Genomic DNA, 21,411 nt, shown 5'->3' with positions numbered 1-21,411 from the left:
CGTCAAAATGACCGACACCGAGGAGCACTGTGAGCGAAATCCCAGCCGACCTGCGCTACACCGCCGAGCACGAGTGGGTGCTGCGTACCGGTGACGACACCGTGCGCGTCGGCATCACCGACTTCGCCCAGTCCTCGCTGGGTGACGTGGTGTATGTGCAGCTCCCCGAGGTGGGCAGCGACGTCACCTCCGGTGAGTCGTTCGGCGAGGTGGAGTCCACCAAGTCGGTGTCTGATCTCTACGCCCCGGTCTCGGCCAAAGTGATTGCCGTCAACGGCGAATTGGAAGGCAGCCCCGGGCTGGTCAACTCCGATCCCTACGGTCAGGGGTGGTTGTTGGAGTTGCAGGTCGACGGCGATACCCTCGAACAGGGGTTGGCGGCGTTGCTCGACGCGGACGCCTATCGGAACACAGTGACTGAATGACATTGTTAGGGTGCCTGCCAGCCACCGATCCGGCGGTGGTGGGCACAACGACGACCACCGCGCGGTACGGTCGTCGTAAGTGATTGGTGAGGCGGACGGGCGCCTTGTGCGGATTCCCGCCAAGTACAGCCACGGCAGCCAGTGAAGGAGCAGCGGGTGACCGACAAGGACCAGAACTCTGACGAAGTCACCGTGGAGACGACGTCCGTCTTCCGGGCCGACTTCCTCAACGAGCTGGACGCCCCGGCGGCAACCAGCGGCGAGAGCGGGGTGTCCGGGGTCGAAGGTCTCCCGGTCGGCTCGGCGCTGCTGGTCGTGAAGCGCGGCCCGAATGCGGGTTCGCGGTTCCTGCTGGACCAGGCGACGACGTCGGCAGGCCGCCATCCGGACTCCGACATCTTCCTCGATGACGTGACCGTGAGCCGTCGGCATGCCGAGTTCCGCTTGGACGGCAACGAATTCCAGGTCGTCGACGTCGGCAGCCTCAACGGGACCTACGTGAACCGCGAGCCCGTCGATTCGGCCACCCTCGCCAACGGCGACGAGGTCCAGATCGGCAAGTTCCGCCTGGTGTTCCTGACCGGACCGAAGTCGTCCGAGGATGAAGGCGGTCCAGGAAGCTAGTGACCGCACCCGATAGTCCCGCGCTTGCCGGGATGTCTATCGGAGCGGTCCTGGACCTGCTGCGACCGGACTTCCCGGACGTGACGATCTCCAAGATCCGATTCTTGGAAGCCGAGGGTCTCGTCACGCCGGAGCGCAGCGCATCGGGGTATCGGCGGTTCACCGCGTACGACTGCGCACGGTTGCGGTTCATCCTGACCGCGCAGCGCGACCACTATCTACCGCTGAAGGTCATCAAGGCTCAGCTCGACGCCCAGCCGGACGGCGAGTTGCCGCACGTCGGATCGCCTTACGCTGTACCGCGTTTGGTGACGGTGGCGGACGGCCAGGATGTTCCTGCCGCCGACACCGAGAGCGACGTGGCGCGCACCCAGGTCCGGTTGAGTCGTGAGGATCTGCTGGAGCGCTCCGGGGTGGGCGAGGAGATGCTTACTGCGCTGTGCAAAGCGGGCGTGATCACCACCGGCCCGGGTGGGTTGTTCGACGAGTATTCGGTGGTGATCGCGCAGTGTGCGCGGGCGCTGGGGGACTACGGCGTCGAACCGCGGCATCTGCGGGCGTTCCGGTCGGCGGCCGATCGGCAGTCCGATCTGATCGCGCAGATCGCCGGCCCGGTGGGCAAGGCGTCGAAGACCGGGGCGCGCGATCGCGCGGACGACTTGGCGCGCGAGGTTGCCGCTCTGGCAATCACGTTGCACACGTCGCTGATCAAGTCCGCTGTACGAGACGTTCTCGACCGCTGAGGACTAGACTCCAAAGGACTGCAACGAGCGCGGAGGTCAGACACAGATGGGCGAGGTTCGTGTGGTGGGCATTCGCGTCGAACAGCCCCAGAACCAGCCGGTCCTGCTGCTGCGGGAGTCCAACGGCGACCGGTATCTGCCGATCTGGATCGGCCAGTCCGAGGCCACGGCGATCGCCTATGAACAGCAGGGTGTCGAGCCGACCCGCCCGCTGACCCACGACCTGTTCCGAGATGTCATTGGCGCACTGGGGCATTCGCTCAAGGAGGTGCGCATCGTGGATTTGCAGGAGGGCACCTTCTACGCCGACCTGATTTTCGACCGCGACATCAAGGTGTCGGCGCGCCCGTCGGACTCGGTGGCGATCGCCCTGCGCATGGGAGTGCCGATCTACGTGGAGGAGGCGGTGCTGGCCGAGGCCGGGCTGCTCATCCCCGACGAGAACGACGAGGAATCCACCGGCGCGGTCCGTGAAGACGAGGTCGAGAAGTTCAAGGAATTCCTCGACAGCGTGTCGCCGGACGATTTCAAGGCGACCTGACCGGGTATCACCGCGGTGCCGGCCGGCAAGATCACGGATGCGTCTCACTTGGCCTGCAGCGGTTCGACACGCGCGGCGGATGACGGTCCGCACGGGCAAGGGCGGCCATACTTTGATTGCGAACGACGAGCGCGACTGCCCGTCGAAAAGCGTATGCTCGGTGGACTCGGACTGGGCAAACGTGGTTGGTGGAGCGGTGAGCGGGCCATAGGTTCGAACGGCGAGAGGAAGCATCGTGGGCGAGCAGCCACGTCAGGGACAGTTGGACCTTGCTGGCACGGGCTCTGATTCCGATGGCCGCTTTGAGGCGGACACACCCGCCGGCGCGCCGGTGAGTGAGCCGGTGCAGCAGGGCCTGTTCCCCGACGACTCGGTTCCCGACGAATTGGTCGGCTATCGCGGGCCGAGCGCCTGCCAGATCGCCGGAATCACCTACCGCCAGTTGGACTACTGGGCGCGCACCTCTCTGGTGGTGCCGTCCATCCGCGGCGCGGCCGGCTCCGGCAGCCAGCGGCTGTATTCGTTCAAGGACATTCTGGTCCTCAAGATCGTGAAGCGTCTGCTCGATACGGGCATCTCACTGCACAACATCCGCGTCGCCGTCGACCATCTGCGTCAGCGCGGCGTGCAGGATCTGGCCAACATCACCCTGTTCTCTGACGGCACAACGGTGTACGAGTGCACGTCGGCCGAAGAGGTCGTCGACCTGCTGCAGGGCGGTCAGGGTGTGTTCGGTATCGCGGTCAGCGGAGCCATGCGGGAACTGTCCGGCGCGATCGCCGACTTCCCCGGCGAGCGGGCCGACGGCGGCGAGTCGATCGCCTCGCCGGAGGACGAGCTGGCATCCCGGCGCAAGAGCCGCGACCGCAAGATCGGTTAGCAGCTAGAATCTCCTCTGTATCGCCCTCGCGCGGGAGAGCTTCGTGGCAGCCAGTCACGGACGCCGAAGGAGCAACACCTCTCCGTCAACCTCTCAGGCACCCGGACCGCGCATGGCCACGATGCCTCTGGAAAGCGGTGGCTCGGTTTTTTTCGCCGAGGTCGCCCGCCCATGGGGAAAGGCAGCACTGCTCAACAGCGGGCTGACCGAATCTCTCAGGCGCCCGGTCCGGGTGGACGACAGAGGGAGAGGACGCCGCTGACGGCTGCGCCGTACGTCAGGAGTCCCCCATGTCGAAACAAGCAGGGTCCAATCACACCCCCACCTTCGCCGATCGTCACATCGGACCCGATTCCGATGCGCTGGCCACCATGCTCGACGTGATCGGGGTGGCCTCGCTCGAGGAACTGGCGGCCAAGGCGCTGCCTGCGGGCATTCTCGACGCGCTCTCCGCCGACGGCATCGCGCCCGGCCTCGACCAGCTGCCCGCCGCGGTGGGCGAGCATGAGGCGCTGGCCGAGCTGCGGGCACTGGCCGACACCAACACCATCGCGGTGTCGATGATCGGGCAGGGCTACTACGACACGCTCACCCCGCCGGTGCTGCTGCGCAACATCCTGGAGAACCCGGCCTGGTACACCGCGTACACGCCGTATCAGCCGGAGATCAGCCAGGGCCGGCTCGAGGTGCTGCTGAACTTCCAGACCATGATCGCCGACCTGACCGGGCTGGATCTGGCCAACGCGTCGATGCTCGACGAGTCCACCGCGGCCGCCGAGGCGATGACGCTGATGCACCGCGCGTCGCGCGGATCGGCCAACCGGCTGGCCGTCGACGAGGACATGTTCGCCCAGACCGCGGCCATCCTCGCGACCCGCGCGGAGCCGCTGGGCATCGAGATCGTCACCGCCGACCTGCGGGGCGGGCTTCCCGAGGGTGAGTTCTTCGGCGTCATCGCGCAGCTGCCCGGTGCCAGCGGCCGGGCGACCGACTGGTCCAAGCTCGTCGAGCAGGCCCACGAGCGCGGCGCGCTGGTGGCACTGGGCGCCGACCTGCTGGCGATGACGCTGATCGCCCCGCCGGGTGAGTTGGGCGCCGACGTCGCGTTCGGAAGCGCGCAGAGATTCGGTGTGCCAATGGGATTCGGCGGACCGCACGCCGGTTTCCTTGCCGTGCACAACAAGCACGCCCGCCAGCTGCCCGGCCGCCTGGTGGGGGTGTCGGTGGACGCAGATGGGTCTGCGGCATACCGGTTGTCGCTGCAGACCCGCGAACAGCACATCCGCCGCGACAAGGCGACCTCCAACATCTGTACCGCCCAGGTGTTGCTGGCGGTGATGGCCGCCTCCTACGCCAGCTACCACGGTCCACAAGGTCTGACCGGAATCGCGCGGCGCGTGCACGGGCACGCCCGCTCACTGGCCGCCGGCCTGGGCGCCGCCGGCGTCGAGGTGGTGCACGACACCTTCTTCGACACCGTGCTGGTGCACGTCCCGAACCGCGCGGCCGCGGTGCAGGCCGAGGCCAAGGGCCGTGGCATCAACATCTGGCGGGTGGACGCCGACCACGTGTCGGTCACGTGCGACGAGGCCACGACTGCCGCGCACGTTGCCCTGGTGCTGGAGTCGTTCGGCGCCGGCTTGGCGGGTGAGTATGCCGGCCCCGATATTGATTCGCGGACAAGCGAATTCCTGACGCATCCGGCGTTTCACCGCTACCGCACGGAAACCGAGATGATGCGCTACCTGCGCACGCTGGCCGACAAGGACATCGCGCTGGACCGCAGCATGATCCCGTTGGGCTCGTGCACGATGAAGCTCAACGCCGCCGCCGAGATGGAGTCGATCACCTGGCCGGAGTTCGGCAGGCAGCACCCGTTCGCGCCGTCCGGTGACACCCCGGGCATGCGTAAGTTGATCGCCGACCTGGAGGGCTGGCTGACGGGGCTGACCGGGTACGACGCAATCTCGTTGCAGCCCAACGCCGGATCGCAGGGTGAATACGCCGGACTGCTGGCCATCCGCGACTATCACCTGGCCAACGGCGATACCGAACGAAACGTCTGCCTGATCCCATCCAGCGCGCACGGCACCAACGCCGCGTCCGCGGCGATGGTCGGCATGCGGGTGGTCGTGGTGGCCTGCCGGGAGAACGGCGACGTCGACCTCGACGATCTGCGCGCCAAGGTCAGCGAGCATGCCGAACGGCTGGCCGCGCTGATGATCACCTACCCGTCCACCCACGGGGTCTACGAGCACGACATCGCCAACATCTGCGCCGCGGTGCACGACGCCGGCGGGCAGGTCTACGTCGACGGCGCCAACCTCAATGCCCTTGTCGGGCTGGCCCGGCCGGGCAAGTTCGGCGGCGACGTCAGTCACCTGAACCTGCACAAGACGTTCTGCATCCCGCACGGCGGCGGCGGCCCGGGCGTCGGGCCGGTGGCGGTGCGCTCGCATCTGGCGGCGTTCCTGCCCGGCCACCCGATGGCCGAGGAACTGCCGAAGGGACACCCGGTGTCTGGGGCCCCGTACGGGTCGGCGTCGATCCTGCCGATCACCTGGGCCTACATCCGGATGATGGGCGCCGGCGGCCTGCGCGATGCCACGCTGACCGCGATCGCCTCGGCGAACTACATCGCGCGCCGCCTCGACGAGTACTACCCGGTGCTCTACACCGGCGAGAACGGCATGGTGGCCCATGAGTGCATCCTCGATCTGCGGGGCATCACCAAGTCCACCGGCGTCACCGTCGACGATGTGGCGAAGCGGTTGGCGGACTTCGGTTTCCACGCGCCGACCATGAGCTTCCCGGTGGCCGGCACGCTGATGGTGGAGCCGACCGAGAGCGAAAGCCTGGCCGAGGTGGACGCGTTCTGCGAGGCGATGATCGCGATCCGCGCCGAGATCGACAAGGTCGGCTCGGGGGAGTGGCCCGCTGAGGACAATCCGCTGCGCAATTCGCCGCACACCGCCGAATGCCTGTTGGTCGACGACTGGACCCACCCGTACACCCGCGAGCAGGCGGCCTACCCGCTGGGCAAGGGAAACCGGGCGAAGGTGTGGCCGCCGGTGCGCCGCATCGACGGGGCGTACGGCGACCGCAACCTGGTGTGCTCCTGCCCGCCGGTGGAGGCATTCGCCTAGCGATTCTCGTCGATTCAGAACTGAGGGCGAACATTCGGCCGAAACATCGCCCTCGGTTCTGCCTCGATGCCTGATAGCGTCACCCTGTGCTGCCTGCCAGCGTTCGCCAGTGGCAAGAGGGTGGCCGGATGCTGTCCACCAGCGCCGGCAACGTTTTCGTCCGATCAGCGCCCGGCTCTGCCGATTCCCGGGTCGCTTCGCTCCTGCCCTCCGCAGCCCCGACCCTGCTTCTGCTGCACGGCTTCCCGTCGAGCTCGTACGATTTCCGCGGCGTCGTCGAGCGCCTCGGGGACCAGCCCTGGCTGACGCTGGACTTCCTCGGCTTCGGGCTGTCGGACAAACCCCGCCCGCACCGCTACAGCCTGCTCGAGCAGGCCGACATCGTGCAGCAGGTCGTCGCCGATGCCGTACCGGGTCCGGTGGTGCTCCTCGCCCACGACATGGGCACCTCGGTGGCCACCGAGCTGCTGGCCCGCGACGTCGCGGGCACGCTGCCCTTCGAGATCCAGCGCGCCGTCCTCACCAACGGCAGCGTGATCATCGAGCGCGCCAGCCTACGGCCCAGCCAGAAGATCCTGCGCGGCCCGTTCGGCCCGCTGTTCGCCCGGCTGACCAACGAACGGGGCTTCCTGCGCGGCTTCGCCAAGCTGTTCAGCGCCGCGCACCCGCTGTCCGACGAGGAGGCGCAGGCCCAGTGGGCGCTGCTGGCGCGCGACGACGGCCACCGCATCCTGAACCTGCTGTGTGCCTACCTCAACGAACGGGTGCGCTTCGCCGATCGGTGGCACGGGGCGGTGCGCGACTGGGACAAGCCGCTCGGATTCCTCTGGGCCACCGGCGATCCGGTGGCCACCACCAACGTGCTGGCCGGCCTGCGGGAGTTGCGGCCCACGGCTGAGGTGATCGAGCTGGCCGGGATCGGCCACTACCCGCAGATCGAGGTGCCCGACGAATTCACCGCGGGCGTCCGACAGTTATTGCGGCTCGCCTGAACGACTACGACAACAGCGTCGACACGGCCGTCGCCAGATCCGGCGAATCGGACGTCGCGACATTCTGATACGTCCCGCCCGAGGCTTGGGCCACCGCTTCCCACGTCGCCCGGTCGGAGTCGTCACCGAAGTCGATGACGTTGATCGCCACCGGCTTGGCCGGATCGGCTGCCGACTTCACGTACTGAACCAGCCCGGGGCCGTCCAACGTCTGATCGGTGTGCGGACCCTGGGTGATCACCAGCATCGAATTGGTCTGGCCCTGACGGAAGTTCGCCAGCGCCTCACCGTAGGCCAGCCGCAACGTCGTGAACGACACGGCACCGCTGCCCGACGGCGACAACCCGCTCAGCGTGCCGGTCAATGCGGCCGAGCGTGGCTGCCCGTTGACATCATCGGTCAACGGCCCCATCGGCACCGCCGACTTGCCCTCGACACCATTGAACGTCCACAACCCGACCGCCGCGTTCGACGGCAGCGCGCCGATCCGGTTGGTCAGTGCGGTCACCACATTGGCCAGCCGCGACTTGCCGCCCTCGTCGGTACCCATCGCCTGGTTGAGCATGATCGTGGTGGCCGACCCGGTGGCCGGGGTGGACACCGCCGCGGCCAGCGTGGCCCGCACCGACTCGTCCTCGATGGTCAGCGGCGATCCCAGCTGCGGGAAGCTCACCACATCGTTGCCCGGCGGGCTGGTTCCCTCGGCCCGGAAGCCGGCCTTCGCCAGGGCGCTGAGCTGTTCGGGCTTGTGCATGAACCTGGCGAACTGGCTGGCCGCACTGACCTGCTCCTCGGACAACCAGGTCCCGGACAGCAAGACGGTGGGGTAGTCGGCCACGGCCACCGGACCCGACGGCAGCCATTCGGCGACAGTGTTCTTGGCGTCCGGCGTCGACGACGTGCGGGCGAACAACTGCTGCTCGGTGATCGCCACGGCGTGCACCGGCGCACCGGGGTCCCCGGAACCGATCAGGGACTTCCAGGCTGTGTCGGCGGTGTCGTCGGCGAGCTTGGGCTGCCCGGCGACCAGACCGTTGACCGCGCCGATGCCGGCCGTGGCCGGCGAGTTCGGCGGCGCCGCCGCCGAGGCCACCGCTTCGGCGGCCAGATAGGTGGCGTCGGCATCGCCGACGGTCGGCAACGCCAGTCGCAGCGATCCCCAGCCGGGCAGGTTCAGGCCGTCGAGCGCCGTCGGATTGGACTGCAAGCCCGGCAGCGCTGCCCAACCCTGCTGTCCCAGGGCGTCTTTGAGCTGCGGCCGCACCGCGAGAACCACCGGCGAGCTGACCAGTGAGCGGGCGTCGCTGACGACTTCCTTCCCCGCGGTGGACTGCAGACGCGCCGCACCGATGGAACTGGCCGGGATCCACAGCGCCGGACGCTCGCCGAGATCGCCGGGCCAGTTGGACACGAATCCGTCGATCACCCGATCCGAGTCGGCCGCGGTGACAACCATTTTCACGCAGCGATCCCCGACCGGGGTGACCGTGGCGTTGAAGCCCTGGGCGAACTTGCTGACATCGTCGACGATCGACGGGTCGGCGACCACACCGACGTTGAGGGTGCCGCCCAGACACTGCTGGGCGGCGTCGGTCGAGCGATGGGACAGCGCATCGCCGAAGAACCGCCACAGGATCACCGCACCGACGACCACCACAACCGTGATCAGCGCGGCGATCACCCCGAGACTCACGCCGCGGCGCCCGCTCTCACTGCGATGCCCGCCCTCGAAAGCGATTCTGCGCCGCGCGGTGTCGGTCAGCGGCGACGAGCCGGTGTCGTCGGGTGCGTCCTGGGCGTCGGGAGCATCGGAGTCACCGCGACGGGCGAAGCGACCGGTCGGATTGTCGTCGGCAGGCTCGTCACCGAATGAACCCCCGGGACCCGGTCTACTGTGCCTGCCCATGGCGGTGCTTGATCCTCTTCCCTGTCAACGGTGATGCGGTGCGGACGCGCCCGTCAGGCGCCGGTGCTGGCCTTGTACTCCCGGCGACGCCGATGCAGGATCGGCTCGGTGTAGCCGTTGGGCTGCGCGGCGCCGGCCAGGATCAGCTCCTGGGCGGCCTGGAAGGCGATGCTGTTGTCCGGATCGGTGGCCATCGGCTTGAAGTCGGGATCGGACGCGTTCTGCTCGTCGACCACCGCCGCCATCCGGCGCAGGCTTTCCCGGACGGCGTCCTCGGTGATCACACCGTGCCGCAGCCAGTTGGCCAACAGCTGGCTCGAAATACGCAGCGTCGCGCGGTCTTCCATCAGAGCGACGTCATGGATGTCGGGCACCTTCGAGCAGCCGACACCGGCGTCGATCCAGCGCACCACGTAGCCGAGGATCGACTGGCAGTTGTTGTCCACCTCTTCGTGGATCTCCTCCGGCGACCACGCCAGCTCCTTGGCGAGCGGGATCGTCAGCAACTCGTCGATGCTGGTGCGGGTCTTGCCGGCCAGCTCCTGGTGCACCTCGTAGACGTCCACGTAGTGGTAGTGCATGGCGTGCAGAGTGGCCGCCGTCGGCGACGGCACCCACGCGGTGGTGGCGCCGGAGCGGGGCTGGCCGATCTTCTGCTCGACCATGTCGGCCATCAGATCGGTCATCGCCCACATGCCCTTACCGATCTGCGCCTTGCCGGAGAATCCGGTCGCCAGGCCGATGTCGACGTTCTGGTCCTCGTAGGCCTTGATCCACGGCTGGGACTTCATGGCGCCCTTGCGGATCATCGGGCCGGCTTCCATCGACGTGTGGATCTCGTCGCCGGTACGGTCCAGGAAGCCGGTGTTGATGAACGCCACCCGGTCGGCGGCGGCCTTGATGCAGGCCTTGAGGTTGGCCGAGGTGCGGCGTTCCTCGTCCATGATGCCGACCTTGATGGTGTTCTGCGGCAGGCCCAGCACGTCCTCGACGCGGCTGAACAGTTCGCAGGTGAACGCGACCTCGTCCGGCCCGTGCATCTTGGGCTTCACGATGTAGATCGACCCGGTGCGGCTGTTCTGCCGCGGGCTGCCGTCCTCGGCCTTGAGGCCGTGCACCGCGATCAAGCTGGTGAACAGCGCATCCTGGATGCCTTCGGGCACCTCGTTGCCGTCGACATCGACAATCGCGTCGTTGGTCATCAGGTGACCGACGTTGCGGACGAACAGCAGGCTGCGTCCGGGCAGCGTCAACTCTCCGTCTCCCGGCGTCTTGTAGGTGCGGTCGTCGTTGAGCACACGGGTGAAGCTCTTGCCGCCCTTGCTGACCTCTTCGGCCAGGTCGCCCCTGTTCAGGCCCAGCCAGTTGCGATAGCCGAGAACCTTGTCGTCGGCGTCGACAGCGGCCACCGAGTCCTCGAAGTCCATGATCGTGGTGATCGCGGACTCCAGCACGACGTCCTTGACGCCGGCTTTGTCGGTCTTGCCGACGGGCGATTCGGGGTCGATGAGGATCTCGATGTGCAGGCCGTTGTTGACCAACAGCACCGACCAGGCCGGTTCGCCGAGGTCGCCGGTGTAGCCGACGAACTTCTCCGGGCTGGCCAGCCCGGTGGACTCGTCGCCCAGCGCGATCTCCAGGGCGCCGTCGGCGACGCTGATGCCGGTCGCGTCGGCCCACGATCCCGACGCCAACGGCACGGCCTTGTCGAGGAAGTCCCGGGCGTAGGCGATCACCTTGTCGCCGCGAACCCGGTTGTAGCTGGTGCCCGGCTCGGCGCCGCCGTCGGTGCTGATGACGTCGGTGCCGTAGAGGGCGTCGTACAGCGAACCCCAGCGGGCGTTCGCGGCGTTCAGCGCGAAGCGGGCGTTGAGGATCGGAACCACCAGCTGCGGGCCTGCGGTGGTGGTGATCTCGTCGTCCACGCCGGAGGTGGTGATGCTGAAGTCGCCCGGATCAGGCTGCAGGTAGCCGATGTCGGTGAGGAACTGCTGATATTCACCGGCGTCGATGCCGCCGATGATCCGCTGCCGATGCCACCTGTCGATCTGCGCCTGCAGATCGTCGCGGCGCGCGAGCAGGTCCTGATTCTGCGGCGTCAGGTCGGTGACGACCTTGTCCACCCCGGCCCAGAAACTGTCGGCATCAATCCCGGTGCCGGGCAGCGCTTCGTTGGTGATGAAGTCGTACAACACCTGCGCCACTCGCAGATTGCCCACGGGCACGCGATCGCTCATCTGTCCTCCCTCACGAGAATCAATTCATCTTACCCGCAGGTAGGAACCCCTCCGACAGAGTGTCGTAGGCCACCCCCGCATCCAGCAGGCGCTCACACCACGCCAGCAGCGCCGCACGCAACGGCGCTGCGCGCTCGGCTATAACTCCCTGGCACCGCACGTATTCCGCCCGCCCGGCGGGTTCCTCGACGGCGATGGGCTCAAACCCGAAGTCCGACAGGTCGTAGGGACTGGCCCGCATGTCGAGTTCGCGGGCGTCGGCGGCCAACTCCAGGCAGTTCACCAGCAACTCCGAATTCACCAGCGGTCCGAGCTTGAAGCACCACTTGTACAAGTCCATGTTCGCGTGCAGGCACCCCGGCTGTTCCCAGTCGCGCTGCGCAGCGCGGGTCGGTACCCCGCGGTTGCGTGGTGCCGCCGCGGCGGTGAAGAACCGATACGCGTCGAAATGTGTGCAGCGCAACGGCATCGACTCGACGACCGCATCGGTACCCGGCCCGCCGAGTCGCAGCGGCACCGCGCCGTGACGAACCGCGTCGGTGCGGTAGACCATCGCCCACTCGTGCAGACCGAAGCAGCCGAACTGCGGCGCGCGGGCCGCGGTGCTGCGCAGCAAGTCGGCCACGAAACCGACCGTGGACAGCCGGGAGTGCAGGAAGTTCACGCCGACGGTCACGCCGTCGGGCGTGGCCTGATAGCCGGCGCGGTCGAGGTATTCCGCCCCCGCCGGACCGGCCAGCGTGACGCCGTACCCGGGATGCCACACCCGCAGCTGGCGCGGTCGCAGGCTGTAGTAGGTGAACAGGAAATCCCAGACCGGGTGGGCTTCGCCACGTCGGGAGCGGTGCCGGTGCGGGGCCGTGAACGAGTCGATGCGTCGCCGATGGGAGGCGGCGCGCGCGGTCCACTCCGCTTCGCGGAGCCGGTGCGGCATCGTCTCTCCTCCGGGGTGTCTCCTCCTGGCCCGCGGTCCAGGCCGCCGTGACCCGGTCAGTTTACCGAGGTCACATACGACACATGACCGGGCCGCAGAACGGGAAAGCACTATCTATCCCCCCGTAGCCAACGCCGAAGGATGACGTGATGACGACCTCCCAGCCGAACCCGCGGCTGAGCCGCTGGGAACACCACAGCGAGTGGCCGCTGGCCGCGGTGGCGGTGGTGTTCCTGGTGACCTATTCGCTGCAGGTGCTCGTCGAGCCGCGCGGAGTGGCGGGGGCAGTGCTGAACACCGTGATGACCGTGCTGTGGGTGACGTTCGTCGTGGACTATGTGGTCCGCTTCGCCCTCGCGCAGGCGCGGGCGCGGTGGTTCTTCCGGCACTTGTTCGACCTGGCGACTGTCGCACTGCCGTTCCTGCGCCCGCTTCGGGTACTACGGCTGGTGGTGCTGGTGTTCACCCTGCAACGCGCGTTCGGCAACGCGCTGCGCGGCCGGGTGGTGGTCTATGCGACTGCCGTCGCGACGCTGTTGGTCTACGCCTCGTCGCTGGCGGTTCTCGACGTCGAACGGGGTGCTCCCGGTGCCAACATCGTCAGCTTCGGCGATGCCGTGTGGTGGTCGCTGGCCACGATCACGACCGTGGGATACGGCGATCAGTATCCGGTGACCGTCGTCGGCCGGTTCATCGCCGCGCTGTTGATGGTCGGCGGAATCAGCCTGATCGGTGTCATCACCGCCACCGTCGCATCGTGGATCGTGCAGCGCGTTTCGGAGGACAACACCGCGTCCAACACCGCCACGGCAGACCAGATCGAGGCGTTGCGCGACGAAGTCCGGCAGTTGAGCGAGGCGCTGGCGGTGTCCGGCGCACACCGTCCCACGGGACCAGGCCCTACCGGCCCGAGCCGTCGCGACGTAGTCGCTAGCCGCGGCCCGGTGCTGTCATGCCGGTGCCGTCATGCCCGGTGCATGCCGTCGCGCACGGTACCGATCAGATCCTCGACCAGGTCCTCGAGCGCGACCATGGCGCACACCGACTGATCACCGTCGGTGACCAGCGCCAGGTGGCTGTTGTCGCGGCGCAGCTGGGACAGCGCGTCCGGCAGCGGCATGTCGGCAGGCACCCGCGGCAGCGGACGCACCACGGCGCCGTCGACCACGGCGTCGCGCTCGTCGATCTGGTCGAGGATGTCCTTGATGTGGACGAAGCCGACGAACTCGCCGCTCGGATCGGTGACCGGGAACCGGGAGTAGCCCGTCTCGTTGAGCGCCTGCTCGATGGCGCTGACCGTCGGGCCGCCGCCAGGCCGTGCGACCGGGACGGCGCGGATGTCTTGCACCGGGACGGCCACATCGTTGACCACTCGGTTACGGATCTGAAGCGCCCGGGTCAGCCGCATGTGCTCCTCGGGGTCCAGCAGCCCCTCGGATCGCGATTCGGCGATCATCTCGGCGAGTTCCACGGTGGACACGGTGACGTCGAGTTCGTCCTTGGCTTCGACGCCGAATGCGCGCAGCGTGGTGTTGGCCGCCCAGTTGTAGAACCCGATGAACGGCCGGGCGAACCGCACGTAGACCAGATACACCGGCACCACGAGCATCGCCGTCTTCTCCGGACCGGCGATCGCGATGTTCTTGGGCACCATCTCGCCGAGCAGCACGTGCAACGTCACCACGAAGCCCAGCGCCACCACGAACGACACGGTGTGCAGAACGGCGTCGGGAACCCCGACCAGATCGAACGGCTTCTCCAACAGGTGGGCCACCGCGGGCTCACCGACCCGGCCGAGCAGGATCGAACACACGGTGATGCCCAGCTGGGCGCCGGCCAGCATCAGGGACAGTTGCTCACCGGCGCGCAGCACGGTCACCGCGCTCCGTTTGCCTTGTTCGGCAAGGGCTTCCAGTCGGTCGCGGCGGGCCGAGATCAACGCGAATTCGGAGCCGACGAAGAAGGCGTTGGCGCCGAGCAGCGCGATCGTCAGCAGAACACCCAGAACGTCGCCCATCAGCCCTCCCGCCCGGCGTCGCCGCGGCGTCCCAGTTCGGTCAACACGAGCTGATCGATCCGGCGGCCGTCCATCTCGACGACGGTGGCCCGCCAGTGCACCGGATCGTCGAACAGGCCGTCCGGGTCGAACGCGGACAGTTCGACGGATTCGCCGGGCTCCGGAATGTGGCCCAGCGTCTCCAGCACCAGCCCGCCGATCGTTTCGTATTCACCTTCGGGGGCGCGGAATCCGGTGGCTTCGGCGACCTCGTCGATGCGCAGCAGCCCCGACACCCGCCAGCCCTGTCCGGCCTTCTGGAAGTCGGGCGTGGAGTCGTCGTGCTCGTCGCGGACGTCGCCGACGATCTCTTCGATCAGGTCCTCGACGGTGACCATGCCCGCGGTGCCGCCGTATTCGTCGACCACCATCGCGGTCTGCAGGCCGTGGGCCCGCAGCTGGGCCATCAGCGCGTCGCCGTCCAGCGACGAGGGCACCGTGGGCACCGGGATCGCCAACGACACCAGCCGGGTGGTCGAGCGCTCCGCCGCAGGCACCCCGAACACCTGCTTGACGTGCACCAGGCCGATGGTCTCGTCCAGGTCGCCGCGGATGATGGGGAAGCGGGAGAAACCGGTGCTGGCCGAGGCGGTGACCAGGTCGGCGACGGTGCTGTCGGCGTCCAGCGCCTCGATTTCGGTGCGCGGCGTCATGAACTCCTCGGCGATCCGCGACCCGAATTGCAGCGAGCGGTTCACCAGCGCCGCGGTGTCCTCGTCGAGCGAGCCGTGCTCGGCCGAGCTGCGGACCAGTGACCCGAGTTCTTCGGGTGAGCGCGCCGAGCGCAGCTCCTCGGCCGGTTCGATGCCCATCCGGCGCAGGATCCAGTTCGCGGTGCCGTTGGTGAGCTTGATGACGGGGGTCATCACTTTCGAGAACATCAGCTGGAATCCGGCTGTTGCCCGCGCGGTCGGCACCGGCCGCGCGACCGCGAGGTTCTTGGGCACCAGTTCGCCGAACACCATCGACAAGGAGGTGGCGATCAGGATCGCCAGGGCCAGCGAGATGCCGCCGGCAGCAGGTGCCGGGACATGCAGCAGGCCGAGGACCGGGTCGAGCAACCGGGCCAGGACGGGCTCGGCCAGGTAGCCGGTGGCCAGCGTGGTGATCGAGATACCCAGTTGCGCGCCGGACAGCTGGAAGGACAGCGTCCGATGCGCTTTCGCGACGTTCTGGTCACTGCGGTCACCGGTGCGGGCGTTCGCGTCGACGGTGCTGCGTTCCAGCGCGGTCAGCGAGAACTCGGCGGCGACGAACAACGCCGTCCCGAGGGTCAGCACGACGATCGCCAACAGGCTGAGCGCGGTATACAGAGCGGTCATGAGCGGGTGGGGCAGCCGGGCCACATGCCCGGCCGGCTAGAAGAAGGTTCGGCCTCGGCCTCGTCTGCGGGGCGCTCGCCCCGGGCAGCCCGATCCGCGGGGACCTCAATGGGTGCCTGCGGCACAGGTTCCCTTTCCTCGGCGAGCAGAACAAATCCCTATGTTAGCGGCTTCGCCGACGGTGACCTGCTCACCAGCCGGTCGGCAGGGGATGTCCCTCGGCGAACCCGGCCGCCGACTGGACGCCCAGCACCACCCGTTCGTGCAGCTCGGCGATGGTGGTGGCACCGACGTAGGTGCAGGTGCTGCGGACGCCGGAGGTGATGTGGTCGAGCAGGTCCTCGACCCCGCCGCGTTCGGGGTCCAGCGCCATCCGCGAGGTCGAGATGCCTTCCTCGAAGAGCGCCTTGCGGGCCCGGTCGAAGGCGCTGTCGGCGCTGGTCCGGGCGGCCACAGCCCGCTTGGAGGCCATGCCGTAGCTCTCCTTGTAGGGCCGGCCGTCGCGGTCGCGCATCAGGTCGCCGGGGGATTCGTAAGTGCCGGCGAACCAGGAGCCGATCATCACATTCGAGGCGCCCGCCGCCAGCGCCAGCGCCACGTCGCGCGGATGCCGCACGCCGCCGTCGGCCCATACGTGAGCACCGAGTTCCCGTGCAGCAGAGGAGCATTCGAGCACGGCAGAGAACTGCGGGCGTCCGACGCCGGTCATCATCCGGGTGGTGCACATGGCGCCGGGACCGACCCCCACCTTGACGATGGAGGCGCCGGCCTCGATCAGGTCGCGGGTCCCCTCGGCGGAGACGACGTTGCCGGCTGCCAGCGGGACGCCGAGGTCCAGCGACGACACCGCCTTGATCGCGTCGAGCATCTTGAGCTGGTGACCGTGTGCGGTGTCGACCACCAGGACGTCGACGCCGGCCTCGGCCAGCGCCTGCGCCTTGGCGGCCACGTCGCCGTTGATGCCCACCGCGGCGGCGATCCGCAGCCGGCCCTTCGCGTCTACGGCCGGGGTGTAGATGCCCGCACGGATGGCGCCGATGCGGGTCAGAACGCCGGCCAGGGCGCCGTCGGCGTCGGTGAGGACGGCGACGTCGACCGGGGCGTGCTCGAGCAGCTCGAACACCTGTCGTGGTTCGGTGTGCACCGGCGCGGTGACGAAGTCGGTGACGGCGATGTCGCGCACCCGCGCAAACCGGTCGACGCCGACGGTCGCCGCCTCGGTGACCAGGCCGATGGGCCTGCCCTCGAACACCACCACCGCCACCCCGTGGGCCCGCTTGTGGATCAGCGCGACGGCGTCGGACACCGAGTCGTCGGGCGCCAGCACCACCGGGGTGTCGGCCACCAGGTCACGGCTCTTGATGAAGTCCACGGTCTGCTTGACCGCGTCGATCGGCAGGTCCTGCGGCAGCACCACGATGCCGCCGCGGCGAGCCACCGTCTCGGCCATCCGGCGGCCCGCCACCGCGGTCATGTTCGCCACCACGACGGGGATCGTCGTGCCGGTTCCGTCGCAGGTCGACAGGTCGACATCGAACCGGGACGCGACGTCGGATCGGCTGGGTACGACGAAGACGTCGTCGTAGGTCAGGTCGTACTGGGGTAGCTGGCCGTCGAGAAAGCGCACCCGATCAGCCTAACGGCGCTACGCCTCGACTTCGCTGCGGTCACCGCTCCACAGGGTGTGGAAGCGGGCGGCCGGGTCGGCGTCGGTCCGGCCGTAGGTGTGCGCGCCGAAGAAGTCGCGCAGGCCCTGGGTCAGCGCCGCGGGCAGCCGCTCGGTGCGCAGCGCGTCGTAGTAGGACAGCGCCGAGGCGAAGCCGGGGACCGGGATGCCGAGCTCGGTGGCCTTCACCACCACGCGACGCCAGCTGTCGATACCCGCTTCGACCGCGTCACGGAAGTACGGCGCGGCGATGAGCGTCGCCAGCTCGGCGTTCTCGTCGTAGGCCTCCTTGATCCGGTTGAGGAACTTGGCCCGGATGATGCAGCCGCCACGCCAGATGGTGGCCATGTCACCGAGGGTGATGCCCCAGTTGTATTCGGCGCTGCCGGCTTGGATCTGGTTGAAGCCCTGGGCATAGGCGATGATCTTCGAGGCGTACAGCGCCTTGCTGACGTCATCGATGAATTGCGCTGCGTCCGTGGGCTGTTCACCCAGTTCGCCGGAGGCCAGGCCGGTGGTGGCCTTGCGCTGCGGGACCGAGCCGGACAGGGCGCGGGCGAAGACCGCCTCGGCGATGCCGGTCACCGGCACCCCGAGGTCCAGCGCCGACTTGACCGTCCAGCGGCCGGTGCCCTTCTGCTCGGCCTCGTCGACGATCACGTCGACCAGCGGCTTGCCGGTCTTGGCGTCGGTCTGGCGCAGCACCTCGGCGGTGATCTCGATCAGGTAGCTGTCCAGATCGCCGTTGTTCCATTCGGCGAAGATCTCGGCGATCTCGGGTGCGGTCTTGCCGAGCCCGTCGCGCAGCAGCTGGTAGGCCTCGCCGATGAGCTGCATGTCGGAGTACTCGATGCCGTTGTGCACCATCTTGACGAAATGGCCCGCGCCGTCGGGGCCGATGTGGGTGCAGCACGGAACGCCGTCGACGTGCGCGGAGATCTCCTCGAGCAGCGGACCCAGCGACTTGTAGGACTCGGCGGGTCCGCCCGGCATGATCGACGGCCCCTTCAGCGCGCCCTCCTCACCGCCGGAGATGCCGGCGCCGACGAAGTGCAGGCCGCGCTCGCGCACCGCCTTCTCGCGGCGGATGGTGTCGGTGTAGAGAGCGTTGCCGCCGTCGATGATGATGTCGCCCGGCTCGAAGACCTCGCAGAGCTCGTTGATGACGGCGTCGGTCGGGTCGCCGGCCTTGACCATGATCAGCGCGCGGCGCGGCTTCTCCAGCGCGGCGGCGAATTCGGCCATCGTCTCGGTGCGCACGAAGTTGCCCTCGGAACCGTGCTCGGCGAGCACGGCATCGGTCTTGGCGACCGACCGGTTGTGCAAGGCGACGGTGTAGCCGTGGTGGGCGAAGTTCCGCGCGATGTTCGATCCCATCACCGCCATTCCGGTAACACCGATCTGTGCAGTACCGTCCGTCTGCGGTGAGCTCATCTCGCGCCTTTCAGTTGTGTGGATTTTGTTGTGGCAGAAGAGTTTCAGGAAAGAAAGAGTCGATGCAGCTCGGTCAGCCAGGGCATCGCCACCGCGACCGTCGGCACCACCAGCACCGCGGCGGCGGTGGCGTAGGCGGCCAGCGAGAGCGCCAGGCTGTTTCCCTCGCCGGCCAGCCGGCGCACCCGGATCAGCGTGGTCGGGCCGCCACCGGCGAGCGCGCCCTTCGGGGTTCGGGCCGCCGCGCAGGTCACCAGCGCGCGGGCCAGGGGAGCGGGCCCGGCGGTGCGCACCGCGGCATCATCGGCGAGCATCTCGACCAGCAGCCGCACCGCGTTGAGCGCGCTGCCGCTGCGGACGAAGCGGGGGAACGCGGTGTGCACGGCGATGAACGCCTCGAGCACCAGATCGTGACGGGCTCGCAGATGCGCCCGCTCGTGACTGAGGATCGCGGTGAGTTCGGTGTCGCTCAATGCCGACAGGGTGCCCTGGCTGAGTACGACCCGGCTGCGCACTCCGGGCAGGCAGTAGGCCAACGGTTCGGACACGTCGAGCACCCGCAGCCCGTGCATGCCGTGCCGGCAGCCGCCCAGCAGGTCGACGACCATCCGGTGGTGGGCCCGGCGGCGCCGGGTGGCGACGGCGACCTGTACCGCCGCGACCACCAGCCGGGCGCCGATGAGCAGCGTGATCGCGAAGACCACGACGTATGCCGACCACAGCGGCCAGCCCAGCACTTCGATCTCGCTGGTGATCGTCGCGGTGGGACGGCCGTCCGGGCCGGGGGCGAACAGCCGGCTGGCGATGGCCAGGCCGGCGCTGAACGCGGAGAGCACCGCGGCCACGGCAATGGACTGCCAGAGGACGATCGCGGCCCGCGGCGCACGCATCGGCCAGGAGGCCCGGGCCAGCAGCGCGGGCACAGGACCGACCAGCATCAAGGCGAGGAAGGTGAAGGCCAGCGCGGACACGCTGAAATTGTCCCTCAGGCGCTGGGCATGCCGCCAGCGGGCCAGGTGGAACGGTGCTTGGACTCCAATTCCGCCAAGGCGCGGCGCAATGCGTCCGCCTCGTCGACGCCCACCCGCTCGACGAAGTGCACCAGGGCGGCCTGCCGGCCGCCGGAGTCGGAGGCCTGATCCAGCGCGTCGACCATCAGGCCGGCGACCAGTTCGTCGCGGCCGTGCACCGATGCGTACTGGTGGGCGCGGTCATCCCGGATCTGGGAGACCAGGTTCTTGCGGGCGAGGCGCTGCAGGACGGTCATCACCGTGGTGTAGGCCAGGTCCCGTTCGGTACAGAGCGCCTCGTGGACCTGACGAACCGTCAACGGCTCGCCAGCGGCCCACAAGTGGTCCATCACCGCGCGTTCAAGTTCGCCGAGACGAGTCAACTTGGCCATTTCCGTTCATCTCCGTAGGCAGTCAAATCAGAGTACTCCCGATTACTACCGCGCGTCGTATCCAACAAGTCGATCAACTCCGCTCACGACGGTGGTGTTCCCGCGGGACGTCCCGCGGGAGGGTCGGCGCAGGCCACCGGGCAAAACGGGGCAGAGTTGTGACAGCACTCACAGTAGTCACGCAGGCTTGCCATCCCTTCTTATGGTTAGGCTTACCTAATCATAGATGAGGAGGTGTCGTGACCGCAGCCGTGCTTGACCCGTTGATCGACGGGATGACCATTCGCCGGGTCCTGCCGTTGCACGAATCCAGCCGCCGATTGCGCGCCCTGACCCCGGATTCACCCCGGGTGCACGGGGTGGCGGTGATGGCCGATGTGTCCCGCCGCCGCTGGTGGCCGCTGGATTCGGTGACCTCCGGCCGACTCGCCGCCATGTTCGAATCGGCGGCCGACGAGCTGGGGGACCGACGGGCCGCCGCCCAGCAGATCGCGGCCACGTTCACCCACGCGGTTCTGGGACGGGTGGTGACCTTGTTCGTGCTCGAGGGGCGGGCCTGGGATGCCGGGCCGGGAAACCTGTGGATGCACATCGATTCCGAGGGCTCGATCGACTGGGCCGCCGTCGTCGACCCGACGCTTCGGGTGCTGCCCGACGATCCCGCGACCACCGGCGTGGTCCGACTGCCCAACGAGCTCGCGCTGGCCACCTGGACCGCGCACCGGTGCCATCGCTCGCTGGAGCCCATTTTCGACGGCCTCCAGCACCTGAGCCGGGGTTCGCTGACGCCGGCAGCCATGTGGCAGATGGTCGGGTCGGCAGTGGTCATCACCGCCACCCAGGTGCCGATGCTCACCGGAACCGGCGAAATCACCTGCATGCGGCGCGGCCAGGCGGTGCTCGACGCCCTGAGTGGATTCGGGTTGCCGGTCCGGTCGCTGCGCCGGGCGGGATAGCTCTTGTAGCTTAGGCAAGCCTTGCCTAGTCTGTTGAGACCAGACCAACGGACCGAGCCGGAGTTTCTGAGGGCTGCAGAAACCCCCGGTCCATGCCGAGGACGGGCCCCGCGTTCACGCGCGGGGCCCGTCCCTCGTCTCGGCCCG

At 68.3% G+C, this 21,411-nt stretch carries 17 protein-coding genes, 1 pseudogene and 2 riboswitches; of the genes and pseudogenes, 9 read left to right on the top strand and 9 right to left on the bottom strand.

The window, feature by feature from the left end; translation table 11 throughout:
- The first annotated feature begins 29 nt into the window (after positions 1 to 29).
- The 7 genes from gcvH to CRM90_RS07410 all read left to right on the top strand — a co-directional run bounded on the left by gcvH (position 30) and on the right by CRM90_RS07410 (position 7,351).
- Positions 30 to 425, top strand: a complete 396-nt coding sequence (gene gcvH / locus CRM90_RS07440; protein ID WP_102806344.1) for a glycine cleavage system protein GcvH — start codon at positions 30 to 32, stop codon at positions 423 to 425.
- 156 nt (positions 426 to 581) lie between these two features.
- Positions 582 to 1,049: a glycogen accumulation regulator GarA gene (garA, locus tag CRM90_RS07435; RefSeq protein WP_233209206.1), complete on the top strand. Its 468-nt coding sequence runs from the start codon at positions 582 to 584 to the stop codon at positions 1,047 to 1,049.
- Positions 1,049 to 1,792: a transcriptional regulator FtsR gene (gene ftsR / locus CRM90_RS07430; protein ID WP_102806343.1), complete on the top strand. Its 744-nt coding sequence runs from the start codon at positions 1,049 to 1,051 to the stop codon at positions 1,790 to 1,792. The genes garA and ftsR overlap by 1 nt, the downstream gene beginning before the upstream one ends.
- Positions 1,793 to 1,838: 46 nt before the next feature.
- The gene (locus CRM90_RS07425; RefSeq protein WP_036344970.1) at positions 1,839 to 2,333 is read left to right on the top strand and encodes a bifunctional nuclease family protein; all 495 of its coding nucleotides are present in this window, start codon (positions 1,839 to 1,841) and stop codon (positions 2,331 to 2,333) included.
- A gap of 235 nt (positions 2,334 to 2,568) precedes the next feature.
- Positions 2,569 to 3,213: a MerR family transcriptional regulator gene (locus tag CRM90_RS07420; RefSeq protein WP_102806342.1), complete on the top strand. Its 645-nt coding sequence runs from the start codon at positions 2,569 to 2,571 to the stop codon at positions 3,211 to 3,213.
- Positions 3,214 to 3,234: 21 nt separating this feature from the next.
- Positions 3,235 to 3,332: riboswitch (glycine riboswitch) on the top strand.
- Positions 3,333 to 3,466, top strand: a riboswitch (glycine riboswitch).
- A gap of 37 nt (positions 3,467 to 3,503) precedes the next feature.
- Positions 3,504 to 6,359: an aminomethyl-transferring glycine dehydrogenase gene (gcvP, locus tag CRM90_RS07415; RefSeq protein WP_102806341.1), complete on the top strand. Its 2,856-nt coding sequence runs from the start codon at positions 3,504 to 3,506 to the stop codon at positions 6,357 to 6,359.
- Between the two features lie 128 nt (positions 6,360 to 6,487).
- Entirely contained in the window at positions 6,488 to 7,351 is an 864-nt protein-coding gene (locus tag CRM90_RS07410) for an alpha/beta fold hydrolase (protein ID WP_102806340.1), read from the top strand.
- Positions 7,352 to 7,355: 4 nt separating this feature from the next.
- On the opposite strand, the gene CRM90_RS07405 is transcribed toward CRM90_RS07410, so the two are convergent.
- From CRM90_RS07405 to CRM90_RS07395, 3 genes are read right to left on the bottom strand one after another with little or no spacing between them, the layout of a single operon-like run.
- A complete protein-coding gene (locus tag CRM90_RS07405; protein ID WP_102806339.1) occupies positions 7,356 to 9,257 on the bottom strand; it encodes a substrate-binding domain-containing protein in 1,902 nt (633 codons plus the stop codon).
- A 53-nt stretch (positions 9,258 to 9,310) separates the two neighbouring features.
- Entirely contained in the window at positions 9,311 to 11,494 is a 2,184-nt protein-coding gene (locus tag CRM90_RS07400; protein WP_102806338.1) for a malate synthase G, read from the bottom strand.
- 19 nt (positions 11,495 to 11,513) lie between these two features.
- Positions 11,514 to 12,428, bottom strand: coding sequence for a 3-methyladenine DNA glycosylase (locus CRM90_RS07395; protein WP_102806337.1), 915 nt, complete (start codon positions 12,426 to 12,428; stop codon positions 11,514 to 11,516).
- A 149-nt stretch (positions 12,429 to 12,577) separates the two neighbouring features.
- Here CRM90_RS07395 and CRM90_RS07390 point away from each other — a divergent pair.
- A pseudogene (locus CRM90_RS07390) lies at positions 12,578 to 13,297 on the top strand (potassium channel family protein); the annotation flags it as partial.
- Between the two features lie 95 nt (positions 13,298 to 13,392).
- On the opposite strand, the gene CRM90_RS07385 reads toward CRM90_RS07390, so the two are convergent.
- The 6 genes from CRM90_RS07385 to CRM90_RS07360 all read right to left on the bottom strand — a co-directional run bounded on the left by CRM90_RS07385 (position 13,393) and on the right by CRM90_RS07360 (position 20,308).
- Complete coding sequence (locus CRM90_RS07385; protein WP_102806335.1) at positions 13,393 to 14,445, bottom strand: hemolysin family protein; 1,053 nt, start codon at positions 14,443 to 14,445, stop codon at positions 13,393 to 13,395.
- On the bottom strand, positions 14,445 to 15,806 hold the full coding sequence (locus CRM90_RS07380; RefSeq protein WP_102806493.1) for a hemolysin family protein: 1,362 nt from the start codon (positions 15,804 to 15,806) through the stop codon (positions 14,445 to 14,447). The genes CRM90_RS07385 and CRM90_RS07380 overlap by 1 nt, the downstream gene beginning before the upstream one ends.
- 190 nt (positions 15,807 to 15,996) lie before the next feature.
- On the bottom strand, positions 15,997 to 17,433 hold the full coding sequence (locus tag CRM90_RS07375; protein ID WP_102806334.1) for a GuaB1 family IMP dehydrogenase-related protein: 1,437 nt from the start codon (positions 17,431 to 17,433) through the stop codon (positions 15,997 to 15,999).
- An 18-nt stretch (positions 17,434 to 17,451) separates the two neighbouring features.
- On the bottom strand, positions 17,452 to 18,906 hold the full coding sequence (gene gnd, locus CRM90_RS07370) for an NADP-dependent phosphogluconate dehydrogenase (RefSeq protein ID WP_102806333.1): 1,455 nt from the start codon (positions 18,904 to 18,906) through the stop codon (positions 17,452 to 17,454).
- A 44-nt stretch (positions 18,907 to 18,950) separates the two neighbouring features.
- Positions 18,951 to 19,877: a M56 family metallopeptidase gene (locus tag CRM90_RS07365; protein WP_102806332.1), complete on the bottom strand. Its 927-nt coding sequence runs from the start codon at positions 19,875 to 19,877 to the stop codon at positions 18,951 to 18,953.
- A gap of 14 nt (positions 19,878 to 19,891) precedes the next feature.
- Positions 19,892 to 20,308 carry a BlaI/MecI/CopY family transcriptional regulator gene (locus CRM90_RS07360; protein WP_102806331.1) on the bottom strand — a complete coding sequence of 139 codons (417 nt, stop codon included), beginning with the start codon at positions 20,306 to 20,308 and terminating at the stop codon, positions 19,892 to 19,894.
- Between the two features lie 239 nt (positions 20,309 to 20,547).
- Here CRM90_RS07360 and CRM90_RS07355 point away from each other — a divergent pair, with 239 nt between their 5' ends.
- Positions 20,548 to 21,264 carry an iron reductase gene (locus tag CRM90_RS07355; RefSeq protein ID WP_102806330.1) on the top strand — a complete coding sequence of 239 codons (717 nt, stop codon included), beginning with the start codon at positions 20,548 to 20,550 and terminating at the stop codon, positions 21,262 to 21,264.
- The last annotated feature ends 147 nt before the right edge of the window (positions 21,265 to 21,411 follow it).

Origin of the sequence: Mycobacterium sp. ENV421 (genome assembly GCF_002887815.1) — a bacterium.
Lineage (GTDB): Bacteria > Actinomycetota > Actinomycetes > Mycobacteriales > Mycobacteriaceae > Mycobacterium.
The sequence above is the reverse complement of the archived record's forward strand: the minus strand, read 5'-3'. Positions and strand labels throughout refer to the sequence as shown.

Excerpts from the sequence above, each read along its gene's own strand:
- CRM90_RS07425 (WP_036344970.1), top strand. The coding sequence starts at position 1,839 with ATGGGCGAGGTTCGTGTGGTGGGCATTCGCGTCGAACAGCCCCAGAAC.
- gcvP (WP_102806341.1), top strand. The coding sequence starts at position 3,504 with ATGTCGAAACAAGCAGGGTCCAATCACACCCCCACCTTCGCCGATCGT.
- CRM90_RS07410 (WP_102806340.1), top strand. The coding sequence starts at position 6,488 with ATGCTGTCCACCAGCGCCGGCAACGTTTTCGTCCGATCAGCGCCCGGC.
- CRM90_RS07405 (WP_102806339.1), bottom strand. The coding sequence starts at position 9,257 with ATGGGCAGGCACAGTAGACCGGGTCCCGGGGGTTCATTCGGTGACGAG.
- CRM90_RS07400 (WP_102806338.1), bottom strand. The coding sequence starts at position 11,494 with ATGAGCGATCGCGTGCCCGTGGGCAATCTGCGAGTGGCGCAGGTGTTG.
- CRM90_RS07395 (WP_102806337.1), bottom strand. The coding sequence starts at position 12,428 with ATGCCGCACCGGCTCCGCGAAGCGGAGTGGACCGCGCGCGCCGCCTCC.
- CRM90_RS07385 (WP_102806335.1), bottom strand. The coding sequence starts at position 14,445 with ATGGGCGACGTTCTGGGTGTTCTGCTGACGATCGCGCTGCTCGGCGCC.
- CRM90_RS07380 (WP_102806493.1), bottom strand. The coding sequence starts at position 15,806 with ATGACCGCTCTGTATACCGCGCTCAGCCTGTTGGCGATCGTCGTGCTG.
- gnd (WP_102806333.1), bottom strand. The coding sequence starts at position 18,906 with ATGAGCTCACCGCAGACGGACGGTACTGCACAGATCGGTGTTACCGGA.
- CRM90_RS07360 (WP_102806331.1), bottom strand. The coding sequence starts at position 20,308 with ATGGCCAAGTTGACTCGTCTCGGCGAACTTGAACGCGCGGTGATGGAC.